Source organism: Streptomyces sp. NPDC058620 (assembly GCF_042717135.1).
Classification (GTDB): domain Bacteria; phylum Actinomycetota; class Actinomycetes; order Streptomycetales; family Streptomycetaceae; genus Streptomyces.
This window is the reverse complement of the sequence record NZ_JBHXQO010000008.1, coordinates 157073-175362: the sequence shown is the minus strand read 5'-3', so window position 1 is coordinate 175362 and position 18290 is coordinate 157073. Positions and strand designations below refer to the sequence as shown.

The 18290-nt window shown below is 69.7% G+C and carries 7 protein-coding genes and 1 pseudogene; 2 read left to right on the top strand and 6 right to left on the bottom strand.

The window, feature by feature from the left end; translation table 11 throughout:
• Window positions 1-253: 253 nt before the first annotated feature.
• Window positions 254-2365, top strand: coding sequence for a LamG-like jellyroll fold domain-containing protein (locus ACFWSK_RS11620; protein ID WP_383783733.1), 2112 nt, complete (start codon window positions 254-256; stop codon window positions 2363-2365).
• A gap of 223 nt (window positions 2366-2588) precedes the next feature.
• On the opposite strand, the gene ACFWSK_RS11615 is transcribed toward ACFWSK_RS11620, so the two are convergent.
• Together ACFWSK_RS11615 and ACFWSK_RS11610 are read right to left on the bottom strand one after the other, a co-directional pair.
• On the bottom strand, window positions 2589-3155 hold the full coding sequence (locus tag ACFWSK_RS11615) for a TetR family transcriptional regulator (protein WP_383783686.1): 567 nt from the start codon (window positions 3153-3155) through the stop codon (window positions 2589-2591).
• Between the two features lie 56 nt (window positions 3156-3211).
• Entirely contained in the window at window positions 3212-3676 is a 465-nt protein-coding gene (locus tag ACFWSK_RS11610) for a hypothetical protein (protein WP_383783685.1), read from the bottom strand.
• An 85-nt stretch (window positions 3677-3761) separates the two neighbouring features.
• Here ACFWSK_RS11610 and ACFWSK_RS11605 point away from each other — a divergent pair, with 85 nt between their 5' ends.
• The gene (locus ACFWSK_RS11605) at window positions 3762-4154 is read left to right on the top strand and encodes a PPOX class F420-dependent oxidoreductase (protein ID WP_383783684.1); all 393 of its coding nucleotides are present in this window, start codon (window positions 3762-3764) and stop codon (window positions 4152-4154) included.
• 330 nt (window positions 4155-4484) lie between these two features.
• Here ACFWSK_RS11605 and ACFWSK_RS11600 read toward each other — a convergent pair.
• The 4 genes and pseudogenes from ACFWSK_RS11600 to ACFWSK_RS11585 all read right to left on the bottom strand — a co-directional run.
• Window positions 4485-4718, bottom strand: a pseudogene (locus tag ACFWSK_RS11600) (polyprenyl synthetase family protein); the annotation flags it as partial.
• Between the two features lie 130 nt (window positions 4719-4848).
• Complete coding sequence (gene bla / locus ACFWSK_RS11595) at window positions 4849-5820, bottom strand: class A beta-lactamase (protein ID WP_383783683.1); 972 nt, start codon at window positions 5818-5820, stop codon at window positions 4849-4851.
• A gap of 177 nt (window positions 5821-5997) precedes the next feature.
• Window positions 5998-6987: a 2OG-Fe(II) oxygenase family protein gene (locus tag ACFWSK_RS11590; protein WP_383783682.1), complete on the bottom strand. Its 990-nt coding sequence runs from the start codon at window positions 6985-6987 to the stop codon at window positions 5998-6000.
• A 58-nt stretch (window positions 6988-7045) separates the two neighbouring features.
• The gene (locus tag ACFWSK_RS11585) at window positions 7046-18229 is read right to left on the bottom strand and encodes an amino acid adenylation domain-containing protein (protein ID WP_383783681.1); all 11184 of its coding nucleotides are present in this window, start codon (window positions 18227-18229) and stop codon (window positions 7046-7048) included.
• Window positions 18230-18290: the final 61 nt, after the last annotated feature.

Here is an 18290-nt window from a genome sequence, read left to right as displayed (position 1 = left end):
GTATGGCGACGGTGAGCGCTTCGCGCGGTGGCTTGCCGACCAGACCGGACAACAGGTCATCGGGCCCATCCAGCAGGCCGTCGCCTCTTCGTTCTACCGGAGCTGCTACCAGCGCCTGAGCGAAGGGAAATCCTCGTCGGTGCTGTCAGTGACCTCTGTTAGCTTCATGCGACTTGTGTGATCCACGAGTTCAAGCGCTCACAGGGGAGGGACATTGACCAGGTTCGGAAGGACGGGCAGATGCAGACGGGCGGTGGTGGCGGGCTGCGCGGTGGCGCTGCTGGCCACGACTGCCGGTACGGCGCACGCGGTGGACAACCTGCCGCCGAAGCAGCCGTTGGTCCAGGATCTCCAGTCGCAGTACGAGGTCTGCGCTACCGGCGACGACACGCCATACGTGCCGGAGTCACCCAGGCTCAGTGCCATGCTGTACGACCCGGAGGAGGACAACCAGCCCTCCGAATTCAGCCCGGTCAAGGGCGAGTTCGAAGCCTGGTGGACGGACGCAGCAGGAGTTGAGCAGCGTCGTGCCTACACCACCATCACCTCGTCGTCGGGGGCGCGCTTCTACTGGTCGATGCCGGACGACATCCCGGCGAACACAGTCGTCTCCTGGCACGTCCGCGCGAACGACGGCGAGGCGACCTCGGCATGGAGCGATGCCGGCGACGGCTCGGTCTGCTCGTTCGTGTACGACGACGTGAACCCCGGGAAGGCGACAATCAGCTCCCCCGAATACCCCAACCCCGAGGACGTGTTCTGGGTGGACGGGGTGGGCGTCTACGGCCACTTCACCATGGACTCGCCCTCCGACGACGTGGCGTCGTACACGTACGGATTCCTGGGCGGCCCTTATGGGACCGTCTCCGCCGAGCGGCCGGGCGCGGCCGTGACCATTCCGTACCTGCCGCTCACTGCGGGGCCCAAGTCGCTGACGGTCCGCGCGATCGACCGGTCGGGACGAAGCAGCGGGGAGTCGTCGTACGACTTCAACGTGCAGTCCGGGCGTGCTCCTGTCGCCCGCTGGAAGCTGGATGACCCGGCGGGCTCCCGCTCGGCCTCTGCCGAGACGGGCACCGTCGCCCGTGCCGGCACCGGCGTGGCCTTCGGCGGCCCGGCGCCCGCAGGCGCCGGAGCCACCTCCACAGTCAGCCTTGACGGCAGCGGACACGGCTTTCTCACCACGGACGCCCCGGCGACCGACATCCGTAAGACCTTCGCCGTCAGCGCCTGGGTGCGACCCGCCGCAACCGGCCGGAGCATGACCGTCGCCAGCCAGGACGCGGACGGGAAGCCCGGCTTCAGCCTCGGGCTGCGCAGCCCGGCCCCCGGCCCTGTCTGGTCGTTCGCGATAGCGGGCGCACGGGTCTCCGGTGGCGCGCCCGAGACAGGCGAGTGGGCCCATCTGCTGGGCCTGTACGACGCGGAGACAGGTCGCGCGCACTTGTACGTCAACGGCCATGAGGCCGGCACCGCGGCAGAGGCGACTCCCGCCGAGGCGGCCGGCGCGTTCCAGATCGGACGCGCCCGTGGGACCACGGGCTACCGTGACCGGTGGCACGGTGACATCGGTGACGTACAGGTCCACGACCGGGTCGTAGTACCGGACGAGGTAGCTGCACTGGCACTGCGCAAGCCGAGGCTGCTCGGCCACTGGTCGATGGAGAACGCGGCGGACGGCGCGAGTCCCGAGCAGTCGGACGGCGCGCCGCTGCGGCTCGGCACGGGAGCTTCGATCTACCGGGGCTCCGATGATTCCTGTATCCCGGAACTCGACCCCGACTGCACCTACGTGCCGCCGGCGCTCGTCGGTGACGGACACCTGCGCCTGGACGGCGAGACCGGGTACGCCGCTGCCGACGGGCCCGTCGTGGACACCGGGGACAGTTTCACCCTCGGCGTCGTCGTGCGCCTAGCGGACTCCGAGCCGGCCCACCCGATGACCGTGCTCTCGCAGGCCGGCGAGCACACCGACGCGTTCAAGGTGCGCTACGAGCCGTCCACGCACACCTGGCAACTGGTGATGCCGGAGAAGGACGAGGTCGGAGCCCCCGAGAAGGTGGTGTCCCGGATCACGGGCGCGGACGGCGGCAAGGGCGGGGGGCAGCGTCTCGCCGTGGTCTACGACGACGGGACCGATACGATCAAGCTCTACCTCGACGGTTACACCAACTCTGGGGCGACCGCGGCCCTCCCCAACGGCTGGCACAGCACCGGCGCCCTCCAGATCGGCCGCGCCAAAGCCGGTGACGGCTGGGGCGAGTACCTCCACGGCGATGTGGACGAAGTGCAGGCCTACTCCGGTGCGCTGCGGGACGAGGACGTACCCGGCCTCGGCTGGGGTACGGAGCCCTGCTTGTGCTGATCCATCCGCGCTGACTCCATACCGGAGCCCCGCCAGCCGCCGAAACAGGTTCTACGGGCCGTCGGGGCTCCGGCCCAACCGCCACGCATTCACCACCAGGATCTACCGCAGCACTACCGGGCCGCAGGCGCCGGAGGTGCTTCCCAGGACGTTCACGGGACGTGGTGAGTGAGTTGACCACCGGCGTGCGCCCGCGTGGATGCCGCCCGCCGGCGGCTTCCGCTCAGAGCAGGCTGCGCACGGCTTCGGTGATGGCGCGGCGCCGTTCGTCCGGGGTCGGGCCCGAGGTCGTGGAGGCGGGCATCGACGTGGCGTTCGTGGGGCTCCAGGCCGTCGCGATGGCCAGGACCAGGGTGAGGAGCTCCGGGGCGGAGAAGCCGGGGGCGATGCCCGTCTCGGCCTGCACCTTGGCGAGGGCTTCGAGCTTGGCGTCGCGGGTCGGGGAGACCAGGGCGGGGTCGCGGGTGTCGGTGTCGCCGCGTTCCAGGCGGTGCCAGGCGGCGAGCCGGATGACCTCGGGGTGCTCCAGACAGAAGTCGAACAGCCGGCCCGCATAGCCGGGGAGGTCCTCCGGAGTGAAGGGGACCATGTTCAGGCCGTGCGCGACGTGGGCGTCGAAGACGGCGTCGAAGAGCTGGTCCTTGCTGCAGAAATAGACGTAGATCAGGTTCTTGTTCGCCGAAGCCGCGGAGGCGATCCGGTCGACCCGAGCTCCGGCGATCCCGTGCGTGGCGAACTCGTCGGTGGCGGCCTGCAGGATGCGGAGCTTCGTGGCCTCTGCTCGGGACATGTGGGAATGGTATCGGTGGACCAGCCGCTCGTGACCACCGCCGGATTGACGAGGACTCAGCCGAATCCGAAGGCGTCGAAGGCGGCGTCGGACGCGACCAGCATCACGGTGCACCAGAGCGTGACGCCGACCATCAGCCAGCTGAGCAGCCGCCACCGGGGAACACCGAGCGCCGCGCCCAGCAGTGCGGAGCCCCAGGTGCCGAAGAGGGCGGGACCGATCACGCCGAAGCCGATGGCGCCGTAGCGGTCCACCACCCGCCGCGCCCGCACCCCCGCCTTGCCGGAGAGCCGGTCCTTGCCCGGCGCCACGTCGGCGTCGCCCCGCCTGCCCGCACGCCACAGCTGCCAGCGGGCCCGCGCGCGCTCCATCGCGAACACCGCGAAGAGGAGGCAGCAGGCCGAGCCTGTGAGCACCGCCAGGAGGGCCACGGGCGCCGGCAGCGAGAGCGAGAGGCCGAAGGGGACGGCCGGGGTTCCGAGGACGAAGCCGGCGAGTACGGCCCAGGCGAATCTCACCATGCAAGGACTCCTCATGGGGCGGGTGGACGACTGCCTGTCGACGTGTCAGACGCACCCTAATTGACTAACCGGTTACTCTACGCCCATGACTCAATCCGGCACACAGCTGGCCCAGTTGGCGGCAAGCAAGTATCTGCTCCTCACCACCTTCCGCAAGGACGGACGGGCGGTTCCGACCCCGGTATGGGTGATGCGGGACGGCGACTCCCTGGCCGTGTGGAGCCCGGCGGACTCGGGCAAGGTCAAGCGGATCCGCAACAGCGGAAGGGTCACGCTCGCGCCGTGCGACTGGCGGGGCAAGGTGAGCGGGGAGGCGGTGGCCGGCATCGCCGAGCTGCCCGGTGCGGACGGCACGCGGCACTACCTCGACCTGATGAAGCGCAAGTACGGCCTCGTGGCGAGGGTGGGGCTGATCGGCAGCCGGCTGCGTGGACGCCAGGACAGCAACGTGGGAATCCGGGTACGCCTCGCCGGATGAAGGGCGCTGGCCGTCATCGGACTGGCACAGTTGATGAGTCGGCCTGGTCGGCTTCGCCGTCGCGTCCGTCATCGGCGGCGCCGCCGGGAACTTCGTCTTCTTGACCTCGTGGTGGAACGTCACCCCGTCGAGCACCTGACTGGCGCGCTCGATCCGTACCGTGATCATCGCCTCCACCTCCTCGGCGGCCCCCGGTCGCCCTGAGCAGACCGCGTACCGTCTCGGCGCCCTCGGCGTCCAGCGCAGGATCGCCGACCAGGGACCGGCCTTCGCCTGCCCGGCATCCGCGTTGCGCAGTGCGTGGGCCATCAGCGCGGTCGCCTTGCCCTCCCGCAGGTCGTCCAGCGTCGACTTCCCGGTCAGTTCGGGGTCGCCGAACACGCCCAGCAGGTCGTCGCGCAGCTGGAACGCCTCGCCGATCGGCAGGGAGTACGCGGTGAGGACGTCCCGCAGCCGCTGGTCGGCCGCGGCGAAGTCCGGCGCCGATGTGCAGCGGCCGTTCCACCGTGTACTTGGCCGTCTTGAAGCGGATGACGGTGAGCGCCGACTCGACGTCCGAGCCACTCGCTCCGGTCCACGGGTCCGGCCTGGCGGAAGGCGTGGTCGTCCAAGGCTTGAAGGCAGGGAAGCGCTGGGGGAAGCGCCGGCGGAACGGCCGGCGACGGCGGGCCCGGTCCCCCGGGCCCGCGGCCGGTCAGGAGAGGGTGTCGGCGACGACGGAGGCCGCCTGGGCGATCAGCCGGTCGTCGTAGCCCGTGTCCGGCTTCCTGCTGTTCGACATGATCGCCACGACGATGGGGGCGGTGTCGGGGGGCCACACCACGGCGATGTCGTTCCGTACGCCGTAGGTGCTGCCCGCTCCCGCCCGGTTGCCGACCACCCAGGTCCTGGGCATTCCGGCCTTGATGAGGGCGCCGCCCGTCGTGCTGGAGCGGAGCCACTTCGCGAGCTGGGCGCGTTCGGGCTTGCCGAGGGTGTCGTCGAGGACGAAGGAGCGCAGGTCCTCGGCCATGGCCCGCGGGGTGCTCGTGTCCTGGGTGGCGCCCGGGGACCACTCGTTGAGCTGGGTCTCGCGGCGGTCCATCCGGGTGACGTCGTCGCCGATCTCCTCCAGGGCCGCGTCCAGGCCCTCGGGGCCGCCGAGCTCGTCGAAGAGCAGGTTGGCGGCGGTGTTGTCTCCGTACCGTATGGCTGCGTCGCACAGCGCGCCCAGGCTCATCCCGGTTGCGACGTGCTTCGCCGTGACCTCGGAGCGGGGGACCAGGTCGTCCTTGGAGTACGTGACGACCCGGTCCATGCCGCTCAGGGTGAACTTGCGCAGGACGGCACCGGCGGCCAGGGCCTTGAAGGTGGAGGCGTAGGCGAACCGCTCGTCGTCGTTGTGGGTCACCTCGCGTCCGGTGCCGGTGTCGACGGCGTAGACGCCGAGCCGGGCGTCGAACTTCCGCTCCAGAGCGGCGAACCGCCTTTGCAGCGCGCGGGTTTCACCGGCCGGCGGCCTAGCGGCCTCGCTCGGTGCGCCCGGACTGCTCGGCGCGGCGGCCGGCGAGCCGGTGCCGGACGGAGGTGATCCGTGCGTGCCGTCCTGTCCGCAGGCCGTCAGCGGGACGAGGGCGAGCGCGGCGAGCGCGCCGAGAACTGCGCGCAGGGCACGGGATTGCTGCATGGTCCAAACCTCCGGGCCGCCGCACGCAGGGCGCACAGGAAGGAGTCGTGATCGGGACCATCCTTGCCTGGGGTACCGATGCGGTCAAACACCCTCATCTTCGGCCCTGTCCCGGACGGCGTGACGGCCCGCCGGTTCCACCGGCGGGCCGTCACGGGAGATCCCGGCAGATCACACTCAGGTCTGGCCGTTCTTGACGATCAGTGACCGCAGACCCTGCTGGAGGTACTCACCGTAGGAGAGGGCCGGGTTCGACTCCTTCTCCTGGGACCCCTCGGGCCAGAAGGGTTCGATCACGCTGTTGTGGCCCGCGTTGAGGAAGAACGGCAGGGAGAGCCGTTCGGCGTTCACGAACTTCACCCGGTGGTTGGGGGCGGGGAAGTAGTCGTTGGTGATGTGACCCATGTACGTACCGCAGTTCACCAGGAAGTTGTCCTTCGACGTCGGCAGGTCCTGCCAGCCGTCGACCGTCTCGACCTGGAGGTTCTGCACCTGGGTCTGGTAGAGCACGGTGATCATCGAGACGTCCAGATGGTCCTCGAAGCTCAGCTTCATGCCGTCCGGACCGGTCTTCACCGGCGGGTAGTCCTCCAGGTAGGGGTAGCGGATCATCGACACGGAGGACAGGGTGTCCTCCTTCGCGAGCCCGGCGTCGAAGAAGTTCTCGGGCTTCCCGAGCGCGAGCGCGAGCCCCCGCATGATCACGGTGGACAGCTGGAGCATCTCGGCGAAGTACTTCTCGCCGAACGGCCGGAACCGCGGGTGACGCTCCTCGTCGGGCCAGATGTTCACCTCGTGCATCGGTGTCCCCGACCTGATCATCGGGTGGTCCTCGCTGAACAGCGGGTTCAGGTAGCAGAAGGACTCGACCGCCTTCTTGCCCTTGACCGCCTTGTAGTAGCCGTTGCGTACGTGCGGGTTGTCCTTGTTGTACGCGTTGATCGCCAGGTCGTGCTTCTCCTGGTCGGTCATGGTCCGGTGGAACTCGTTGACCACGTCCTGGAGCAGCTGTACGTCCACTCCGTGATGGGACGCGTAGAAGAACCCGGACCCCCGGCACGCCTTGTTGATCTGCTGGGCGACGTGCTTCTTGGCGTCGGCGTCGTCACCGGACAGCGGCGATATGTCGATGGTCGGGACTTCGGCCGACGGCATCAGGACTGGCATGAAACCCTCCGTGGGATCGAGTGGCGGCAGAGCTGTCGGGGCCCCCGCTCCGGTCGTGTCACCGGGTGTCCGACAGCGCTGCCGAGATGCGTTCACACATGCCGGCGACCAGACGGTCGTTGCGTACCCACGAGTGGTGGGTCTCGCCGCGGAGCGGATGGACCTCGATCGACTCGGCGGGCAGCAGCGCGTCCAGGCCGTTGTACGGCGACCGCTGGTAGAACTCGAACAGCCGGCGCTGTTCGTCGTCGCGGACGATCTCGTTGAGCTCCTCCGCCTTGAACATCAGCAGTTTTCCGGTGCGTGCGCCCAGCCGGTCCAGGTCCTTGCGGCTCGGCGCGTAGTGGTAGTTGATCGGGTCGAGGATGTCCTCGGCCTCGGGGAGCCCGATGGCGGCCGACGCCTGCCGTACGTCGAAGTACGGGTCGATGAGGAACAGGTGGTCGACCGTCTCGCCCGCACGGGTCAGCTGCAGGGACACCTCCAGCGAGAGGACTCCCCCGAAGCTCCAGCCGAGAAGGCTGTACGGGCCGGACGGCCGCAGTTCCCGGATGTGCTCCTGGTAGTAGCGGGCCAGGTCCTCGAACGAGGCCATGGGCGCGTGCAGATGGATGTTGTTGAACAGCACGAGCCGGTGGCCGGGCAGCCGCTGGGCGAGGTTGCTCAGATAGCTCTCGGCCCCGCCCTCGCCGGGCGGGAAGACGAAGAGGGTGCGTTCCGCGCTCTCCTCGTTGACGAGGATGTACGGCTCGAAGGCGTCCTCCGGCGCTGTCGGCCGGTCCGTCCGGGCGCGGCCCGTCCCGGTGCGTGCCACGGCCGCCGTGTGCGCGGTCAGCTCTTCGAGCGCCGACTTCAGTGCGCTCACGAACCGCCCGGTGGTGGCCTCGCCCAGCCGGCTGTCGACCACCGTCACGAGGCGGCCGCCGGTACACCTCATCGTCACGTCGACGCCGAACTGGTCCGCTCCCCTGTTCCGCTCGGAGATGTGGCTGCCGCACATCGAGGAGTCGAGCTGCCAGCCCGCCCCGTGGTCCGGCGCCCCCTCCCCCTCGTCGGAGAGCCGGCCCAGATAGTTGAAGCTGACCGTGGGCAGGGGCGCGCGCTCACCGCCGTACCGGCCGAAGAGGGCCCCGTAGCCGATCCCGTGGTGCGGGACCCGCCGGAAGGCGTCCTTCGTGTCCAGGATGCTGCGGCCGAGGTCCTGCGGGTCCGCCTCGACGGCCAGGGGGTACATCGTCGTGAACCATCCGACGGTGTCCCTGACGTCGGGCGCCCCCTCGAAGCGTTCGCGTCCGTGTCCCTCTACCGTGACGTAGTTCGTCGCCTGCCCCGTGACCGAGCGCAGGGCGAGACCGGTCGCCGTCAGCAGCAGGTCGTTCATCGTGGTGTCGTACGCCCAGTGGCTCTCGGTGAGCAGGGTCCTGGTGTCCGACGGGTCGAGCGCGAACTCCTCGCGGCGGGTCTCCGCGTCGCGCGGGGGCGCGGTCAGCTCGCCGGCGGGCGCCGAGGCCATGCCCCGGGTGATCTCCGTCCAGAGCTGCCGTTCGCCCTCGCCGGGGGCGTAGCCCCGCAGCGCCTCGGCCCACTGCCGGTAGCTGCTCGTCTTCGCCTCCAACTCGCCCTCGTGGTAGAGGATCTCCAGGTCCTGAGCCAGGATGTGCCAGCTGACGGTGTCGACGATCAGGTGGTGCAGGGCGAACCAGACCCTCGCCGTGCCGTCCTCGAAGCCGTGGAGGTACGCCACACAGTGCGTCGGGCCGTCCGCGAGGTCGAACCCGCTCTGCCACGCGGCGAGTTGGCTGCTGATCTCCTCGTCCCGCAGATGTGTCACGTCGAGTTCGTGCAGGACGACGTCCGGGCTGCCGCCGTAGGTCTGGGTGATCTCGGTGCCCGTGCCGGTGTAGCGCAGACCGAATGCGTCGTGGTGTTCCACGAGCCGGGCCAGGGCCGGGCGGAGCCTGGCCATGTCGAGCGGCGGCGTCGTGACGGCGAAGTTGTGGTTCCACCGGTCGCGGTCGGCGAGGGGCTTGGCGAAGAACCACTCCTGGATGGGCAGCAGCGGGCACTCGCCGGTCAGCCGGCCCTGCTCGGGTGCCTCCCCCTCGCTCCCGTCCGCGCCCCGTGCGGCTTCCGGTCCGGACAGGACGTTGTCGACGAGCCGGCGGACGGTCGGGAAGTCGAAGATGTCCTTGACGCCGACCTTGCGCCCCACTTCGCGCTGCACCTGGCTCGCCAGGTGCAGGGCGCTGATGCTGTCGCCGCCCGAGCGGAAGAAGTCGTCGTCGATGCCCACCGAGCCGACCGGCAGCTGTGCGGTCCACAGCTGGCAGAGCCGGGCTTCCGTACGGCTGCGCGGTGGGGCGTAGGCCGCCCGCTTCACCGAGAGGCCGGCCTGCGGGAGTGCCTTGGTGTCGAGCTTCCCGTTGATGGTCATCGGCAGCGGCCGGTCGAGCCGCACCAGCAGGGCCGGGACCATGCCCGGCATGAGCTGGGCCCGCAGGGTGGTGAAGATCCCGTCCTCGTCGACGCTCGCGTCACGGTCCGCGACGTAGTAGCCGACCAGTCGCCTGCTGCCCGGGGAGCGTTCGTCCGCCGTGACGACGACGGCGCACTCGCGGACGCCCGGACAGGTGGCCAGGACCGCCTCGACCTCGCCGGGTTCGATGCGCAGGCCGTTGATCTTGACCTGGGCGTCGTTGCGTCCGACGTACTGGATCTCGCCGTCGCGGGTGCGCCGGACGAGGTCACCGGTGCGGTAGATGACCGGAGACCGGTCGTCCTCGCGCTCCTCCCCGCTGCGGAACGGGTTCGCCAGGAAGCGCTCCCGCGTCAGCTCCGGCCGGTTCAGATACCCGTGCGTGACGCACTCGCCCGCGACGTACAGCTCCCCGACCGCGCCGGGCGGGAGCAGTTCCATCCTGTCGCCGAGCACGTACAGCCGGGTGTTTCCGAGCGGTCCGCCGAAGGTGTTGCGGTAGCTCTCGCCGGGCTCGAAGCGCCGGTTGGTGTTGTAGACCGCCGTCTCCGTGGTCCCGTAGGCGTTGACGATGGGCCCGGCGTACTCGCGCCGGATCTTGTCGAAGTGGCTCTCGTGGAACGCCTCCCCCGCGACGAGCACGCACCGCAGCTCCGTCAGACGGGCGAGGTCGAACTGCTGGATCTGGGTCGGCGTACCGCTCATATACGTCAGTCCGGCACGGTTCGCGTACGAGTAGAAGGCGTCGTCGTGGGCCGGTGAGGGCGGCGGGACGATGAGCTTGTGACCGGCCAGGACGGAGAGCGCCAGCTGCTCGACGGAGAAGTCGAAGACGTAGTTCGCGAGGAACAGGACGCCGTGACGTGCCGCGCCGGCTGACGCGTCCGGGGCCCCGAAGTAGCGCCCGTCCAGCTCCTCCCGGAAGCTGTCCACCGCGCGGTGCGGGACGAGGACGGCCTTGGGCCTGCCCGTGGTGCCCGAGGTGTAGATCGCGTACGCCACGTCCTCGGCGGTCACCGGCGTGACCGGGTTCTCGGCGGAGCGGTAGCCCATCGGAAGCCGGTCGATGTCGACCACCTGGGTGTCCGCCGCGGCGGGCAGGGCGCGCAGCCGCTCTCCGTGGGCCGCGTTGGTCACGACCAGCCGGGCGCCGGTGTCCTGGAGCATGAACGCGATCCGGTCGTCCGGGTAGCCGGGGTCGATCGGTACGTACGCCGCCCCCGCCTTCCACACCGCGAGGATCGCCGTGATCGTCAGCTCGCTCTTGTCCAGCACCAGGCCGACCAGATCGTTCGGCCTGAGCTCGACGACCGACCGCAGGTAGTGGGCCAGCCGGTTCGCCCGCTCGTTGAGCTCGCGGTAGGTCAGCGCCGTATCGCCGCACACGACCGCGTCCTCGTCGGGCAGGGCCGCCGCCCTCTCCTCGAACACCTCGTGGAGCGTCCGGGCGGGGGCACGGCCGGGCAGCGCCCGCGCGGTGCTGCCGGCGGCCGCCAGGGCCGTCCGGTCGGCGTCGGCGAGGCGGTTGACGTCCGCGAGACCGGCGCGGTTCCCGACGGCGGACAGCCGGGCGAACTCCGCCAGGATCTGCCGGAAGGTGGTGATGAAGCCGGCGGCACTCGCGTCGTCGAAGAGCGAGGCGGCGTAGGTCAGGTTGCCCGCCAGGCCGTCCTGGGTCTCGGTGAGGGTGGCCGACAGGTCGAACTTGGTGGCCGTCCAGCCGCCGCCGTCCGGTGTGTACGGGGTCAGGAGCGGGTGCTCCTGTGCCGCCGGGTCGCCGTCGGAGCGGTCCGTGACGTTCTGGAGGGTGAAGTTGATCTGGAGGACGGGGTGGCGGCTCGGGTCCTTCTCGGGGTCGAGCTCCTTGACCAGTTGCTCGAACGGCAGCTCGCCGTGCACCTGCGCCGCGACGACGTTCTCGCCCACCGCGTGCACGTAGTCCGTGAGCGTCGCGTCCGGGTCGATCCGGACGCGCAGGGCGAGGAGGTTGGCGAAGAAGCCGATCGTACGGTCGAACTCCGGGCGGCCCCGGTTGGCCGAGGGAGTCCCCACGACGAAGTCGTGCTGTCCGGTGTACGTGTGGAGCACGAGGCCCCAGGCCCCGAGCAGCACGCTGTACAGGCTCACCCGCGCCGACTGGGCCAGGGCCTTCAGTGCCTGGGTGGTCGGCTCGTCGAGGGCGAACTCGATCTCGCGGCCCCGGTAGTCGAAGCGGGGCGGGCGCGGCCGGTCCAGCGGCAGCCTGGTCGTCTCGTATCCGGCCAGCGCTTGTGTCCAGAAGGCGGTCAGCTCCGAGAGGCGCCGTCCGCTCAGATACTGGCGCTGCCACACGGCGAAGTCCGCGTAGCTGCCACGGATCGTGCCGAGTTCCGTGTCGGGCACGCCGTGGAGGAGGGCCGCCAGTTCACGGCGGAAGGTGTTCCAGGACCAGCCGTCGAAGCAGCTGTGGTGCAGGACGAGACTCAGGTGGACGCCGCCGGGGTCCGTGGCGAGCTCGAACAGGTCGGCGCGCAGCGGCAGTTCCTCGTCCAGGCGGAACACATGACCCTGGGCCCCGACCAGTCGCTCGTCGAGTTCCGTGGTGCTGCCGGCCGTGTGCAGGGCGGGCCGCAACAGGTCCGACGCCTCGTCCTGGGGCAGCGTGTACTGCCGCCTGACACCGTCGCCGTCCGTCCTGAGCAGCGTGCGCAGGGCGGGGTGGCGGCGCACGAGCGTGCGCAGGGCCTGGACGACCGTGTCCGGCGAGACACCGTCGTCCGTGGCGATCCGCAGGACGAACGGGATGTTGTACGCGGCGGTGCCGCCCTCGAACTCGTCGATGAACAGCAGGCGTTCCTGCGCGAGCGACACCAGGGGCTCGCCCGCCCCTTCGGCGGCGCGCCCGGCGGCCTCGAAGGGCTCGTCGTCGGCCTGTGCGGCCATCTCCTGGATGTGGGCCGCCTGGGCACCGAGCGTCGTGTGCTGGAGCACGGTCGCGACCCCGAGGCCGCGGCCGAAGCTGGTGGTGATGGCCTGGGCGAGCGCCATCGCCCGGATGCTGTCGCCGCCGAGTGCGAAGAAGTCCTCGTGGACCCCGATGCGGTCGGGGGCGACGCCGAGCACCGTGGACCAGATGCCGCAGAGCTTGGTCTCCACGTCGTTGGACGGGGCGACGTACTCGGTGCTGTCCCCCGGTCCGAAGTCCGTCTCCGGGAGCCTGCGGGTGTCCAGCTTCCCGCTGGGCGTGACGGGGATGTCCGTGATCCGCAGGATGCGGGCGGGGACGATGGCCTCGGGCAGTCTGGCCCGCATCCACTGCTTCACGTCCTGCTCGTCGAGCTCGCGGTCGCAGACGTAGAAGCCGACGAGGTACTTCTGCGCGGCGGCGGACACCGTCGACCCGTGCTCGCGCGCGATCACCAGGGACCGGGTCACGCCCTCGTACGAGGACAGGGCGGCCTCGACCTCGCCGAGCTCGACCCGCTGCCCGCGGATCTTCACCTGGAGGTCGGTGCGTCCCAGGCACTCCAGTTCGCCGTTGGGCAGCCACCGGGCGAGGTCGCCCGTCTTGTAGACGCGAGCGTTCCGGCCCTCCGCCTTCTCCTCGGGGGTCTGGAACGGGTTGTCGACGAAGCGGTCGGCGGTCAGCTCGTCACGGTTGAGGTAGCCGCGGGTGACGCCGGTTCCGCCGATGTAGAGCTCGCCCATGCCACCGACGGGGACGCGCTGCATCGACTTGTTGAGCACGTAGCAGGCGGTGTTGGCGACCGGGTGCCCGATGCTCTTGGTGGCGCGCCGCTCGCCCGCCTCGTACAGCCGCTTGTGGCTCGTGATGGAGATCTCGGTCGGGCCGTAGCCGTTGATGATGGTCTTCCCGAACGTCCCGCGGATCTTGTTGAACACGGGCTCGGTGAAGTCCTCACCGATCGCGTCGATGCGGGTCAGGGACGTCGTGGTCGCGTAGTCGTACAGCGAGAGGACCGACGGGGTGCCGGAGAGGTACGTGACCTGCTCGTCGTTGATGTACGCGTACAGCCGCTCGGCGTCCGTGCGCATGCTGTCGTCGAGGACGACCAGCTTCTGTCCGTTGAGCAGCGCGTCGGTCATCTGCTCGACGAAGTGGTCGAAGACGTAGTTGGAGAACGAGAGCAGCGCCTCGTCCCCCTTCTCCTTCGCCAGGCCGAACAGCCGGGCCACGGACACCTGGAGGTTGACGACGCCCCGGTGCTCGACGAGTACGGCCTTCGGCCTGCCCGTGGTCCCCGAGGTGTAGATCGCGTACGCCAGGTCGGTGCTGGTCACGGCCGTCTCCGGCGCGTGGGCCAGCTCCTCGTCCAGTGGCAGCCGCTCGATGTCCAGCACCCGGAGCCCGGCATCGGCGGTCACGCCGCGCAGCCGCTCGCCGTGGATCTCGTTGGTCACCACCGCGCGGGCCGCGGTGTCCTGGAGCATGAACGCGATCCGGTCGTCCGGGTAGCCGGGGTCGATCGGCACGTACGCCGCCCCCGCCTTCCACACCGCGAGGATCGCCGTGATCATCAGCTCGCTCTTGTCGACGACCAGGCCGACCAGGTCGTTCGGCCTGAGCTCGACGACCGACCGCAGGTGGTGGGCCAGGCGGTTGGCCCGCTCGTCCAGTTGCCGGTAGGTGAGGCGGCGGTCGCGGTAGACGACCGCGTCCTCGTCGGGCCAGGCCGCCGCCATCTGCTCGAAGACGCCGTGGAGGGTCTGCTCGGCGGGGAAGGCGGTCTCGGTGCGGTTCCACTCGTCGAAGCGCTCGGTCATGGCCGGTGAGACCAGTTCGAGGCCGGTGACGGGCTGCGCGATATCGTCCGCGACCTGCTGGAACAGGGTGTCCGTGGCGTCCAGCAGGGTGTCGATGGTGGAGTCCTCGAACAGCTCGCCCGCGTACCAGAGGGTGACCGTCAGCTCGTCGTCCTCCTCGCGTGCCACGACGGCCAGCGGGTAGTCCACCTTGTCGGCGTCGTACCCCTTCTCGAAGCGCAGGAGTTCGTCGTGCTCCTCCGCCTCCTCCAGCAGCCGGGGGTAGTTCTCCAGCACGAGCAGCGTGTCGAAGAGCCGCCGTTTCATGCCGCCGGTCTGGAGCCGTCCCAGCTCCACCGTGCTCCTGCTGTTCATCGTGTTGACGGCGGCCTGGATGTCGCTGATCGCGTCGCCGACGGTCCTCGCCGCCTGGTCGTCGTGGTCGACGATCAGCGGCAGCGTGTTGATGAACAGGCCGACCGAGTCCTCGATGGCGTCGACGTGCAGGTTGCGCCCGGAGACGATCGTTCCGACCACCGTGGTGTTCCCACCGCCGATGGCGTACAGCACCTTGTGCCACACGAACTGGAGCACCGAGTGCAGGGTGACGGAGTTCGCCGCGCACCGCGCCTTGAGCTCTGCGGTCAGGACCGCGCCGAGACGCAGCTTCTTCGTCCGGTGCTCGCGTACGTGGTCGTAGTCGCTGAGCGCGACCTGGTAGCGGATCTCCTCCTTGAGGAGCCCGCCGAAGTCCCCGCGCTCGTCGATGCGCTCGATCTGCTGGACCCAGTAGTCGACGTGGTCGTCCCGGTGCGCTTCCCAGTGCCGCTGCGCCGCCACGTACGCGTGGTCCACGGCCGTTTCCGTTCCGGCGCCCCGGAGCAGCCGGAGGTAGGTGCGGTGCACGTCGTCGTGGAGTACGGGCAGGCTCCAGCCGTCCATGATCAGGTGGTGGCAGCTGAAGATCAGCGAGAACAGGTCCTCGCGCTGCTTGACCAGGTAGACGCGGAACAGCCGGCCCGCCGCCGGTTCGTACGGCTCGGTCCTGTCCCGTTCCTGGAGTTCCCTGATGCGGGCGTCCTGCTCGCCGGCGTCCGCGATCTCGCTCAGGTCGACGAAGCGCCAGTCGAAGGGCTTGTCGTCGTGCTCGATGATCTGGAGCGGTTCCTCGGCCCACTCGAAGCGCAGGCGCAGCGCGGGGTACTTCCGCTGGGCGTCCTGCCACGCCTCCTTCATCTGCTCGGGCCGGATGCCGCACCGGTAGCGGTGCACCGACTGCATGACGTAGGCGTCGTCGCCGTTGCGGCTCTTCAACGCGTGGTAGAGCAGGCCCTGCTGGAGGCCGTTGGCGCGCAGCCGCAGGGATTCGCCCTCGTTCAGGGACTCCTCGACGCTCCCCTGTACCGGTCGCGGGCCCTGCTCCAGCTGCCGGTCCAGGTGCCGGGCCAGTTCGCCGAGTGTCCTGAGCGTGAAGACGTCCTCGACACCGACGAAGACGCCCAGCTGCTGGCGTACGCGTGCGATGAGCAGGATGCAGGAGATGCTCTGGCCGCCGAGCCGGAAGAAGTCGTCGCCGTCGCCGATCCGGGCCGCCGGTACACCGAGGACCGTGCTCCAGATCGCACGGAGCTCGTCGAGCACGCCGTCCGCCGGACGGCCGCCGTGCGCCGGTGCCGGCGTCGCGCCGGGGCGGGCGGCGTCCACCTCGGGCAGGGCGCGCCAGTCCACCTTGCCGTTGATGTTGACCGGGATGCTGTCGAGGCGGACCATCCGGGCGGGGACCATGATCCGGATCAGCCGCTGTTCGAGGAAGGCCAGCAGCTCGTCCTCGGTCACATCCGCCGAGGGTTCGGTGAGGTAGTAACCGGCCAGATAGCGGTCACTGGGCCCGCCGGCCCCTTCGCGGGCCACGACGACGCACTTGCGTACACCGGGGAACTCGGTGGCCTGCGCCTCGATCTCGCCGGGCTCCACGCGGACGCCGTTCAGCTTCAGCTGGAAGTCGCTGCGGCCCATGAACTCGACCTCGCCCGAGGGCAGGAGCCGTGCCAGGTCGCCGGTCCTGTAGATGCGGGCGTTCTGGCCGCTCGCCACCTCGTGCTCCGAGCGGAACGGGTTCGGGGTGAAGCGCTCGGCGGTCAGGTCGTCCCGGTTGAGATAGCCGGGGGCCACACCGCGTCCGCCGATGTACAGCTCGCCGATCGCGCCGATCGGCAGCTGCTTGAGGTTCTGGCTCAGCACGTACCACTTGACGTTGCGGACCGGGCGGCCGATGCTGCGGTCCTTGCGCTCCGTGACGCCGGGGGCGAACTCCTTGACGGCGGTGACGAAGGCGGCCTCGGTGAATGCGTACTCGTTGATGATGTGACCGGAGAAGTTCTCGCGGAGCCGGCGGAGCCCGGCCGCGGTCAGTTCCTCGCCGACCAGCAGGATCTTCTTGAGACTCGGACATCGACGCAGGTCGAAGTACTGGATGACCGATCCCGTGGCATTGAGATACGTGATCCCGTTGCTCTCCAGGAACACGGGGAAGCGGTCCGGGTCCAGCCTGACCCGCTCCGGGACGATCACCAGCGTCTGCGAGTTGATCAGCGCGATCAGGGTCTGGCGCAGGTGCGGTTCGAAGACGTACGAGGCGAAGAGCGCCACCCGCTCCTCGCCGGGCCGGCACATGTCGTAGCGCTCGGAGAGGTCCGTGATGCTGTTCACGACACTGTCGTGGTACTTGGGCACGCCCTTGGGCACACCGGTCGTGCCGGAGGTGTACGTCAGATAGGCGAGGTCCCCGCTCCCCAGGGGGAGCCGCGGGTTCTCCAGGACGGCGCTCCCGGCCCCGGCCTGCTCGGCCAGGACGGTCTCCACCTCGATGACGCGCACGTCGGCGTGTTCGGCGCCGAGCATCTCCCGGAGCCGCGCCGCGTGGCGCTGGTTGGTGACGATGCCGGAGAGCCCGGTGTCGCGTACGGCGAACCGGACGCGCTCCGCCGGGTAACCGGGGTCGATCGGGACGTAGGCCGCGCCGGACTTCCAGATGCCCAGGGTGGCGACGACGCCCAGGTCGCTCTTGTCGAGGTACAGCCCGACCAGTTCCTCCGGGCGGACGCCGGCGCCGGGTCCCAGCAGCCAGTGCGCGAACTGGTTGGACCGCTCGTTGACCTCGCGATACGTCAGTCTGGTGTCGCCGAAGACGACGGCCTCACGGTCCGGCGACCGCAGGACCGCGTCCTCGAAGAGGTGGTTGAGGCGCTTGCCCTGCGGGAAGTCGCCGTCGGTGGCGTTCCACACGCGGATCTGTTCGCGCTGCTCCCGCGACACGAGCTCGATGTCGGCGACGAGGAGGGCGGGGTGGCTGAGGAACTGGCCGAGCACCTCGCGTACGACATCGAGCACACCGGCGATCGTCCGGTCCTCGAAGAGCTCGCCCGCGTAGGCGATCGTCCAGTCGAGCGAACCGCCGGTGTCCCGGACGACCATGGTCAGGGGGGAGGACGGCAGTTCGGCCAGAGGCAGCTCGCGGTCCGCGAGCACGAGCAGCGCGTCGAACAGTCCGCGCTGGAGCAGTTCCCCGGGACTTCCGTACGCGTCCTTCTGCCGCAGCGCCTCGTCGAGTTCCTGTACGGCCGCGAGGCAGGTCAGCCCGGACTGGGCGATGTGGTCGACTATGACGGGAAGAATGCGGGAGTGTTGCGGCTCCGTGGCCGCGGTGGCGTCGACGAACGCGGCGACCGTCCGGTTCCCGTGGCCGTACGCGCGCATCACGCTGTGAAGCGTGACGAGAGCGAACGCACCGACCGACACGCCGTCGTGGCCGGCCAGTGCGTTCTTCAGCGTCGTGTAGTGCTGCCCGCCGACGGACAGGTCCCGGTGAGCCGTCGCACGGATGCCGGGGTCGTCGTCCCGCACCGCGATCCTGTTGCGCCACTCGTCCTTGAGCAGCATCTCCAGATCGCAGCGCTCGCCCGATACTCCATCGATGCGAGCGGACCACTCCGCGGCGGTCGTCGGGAACCGTGCTGACGTCATGGGTGGGATCTCCGTCTTTTGTCGTTGCGGCAGCAGGTCGGACTACACGTGTGTGCCAGGG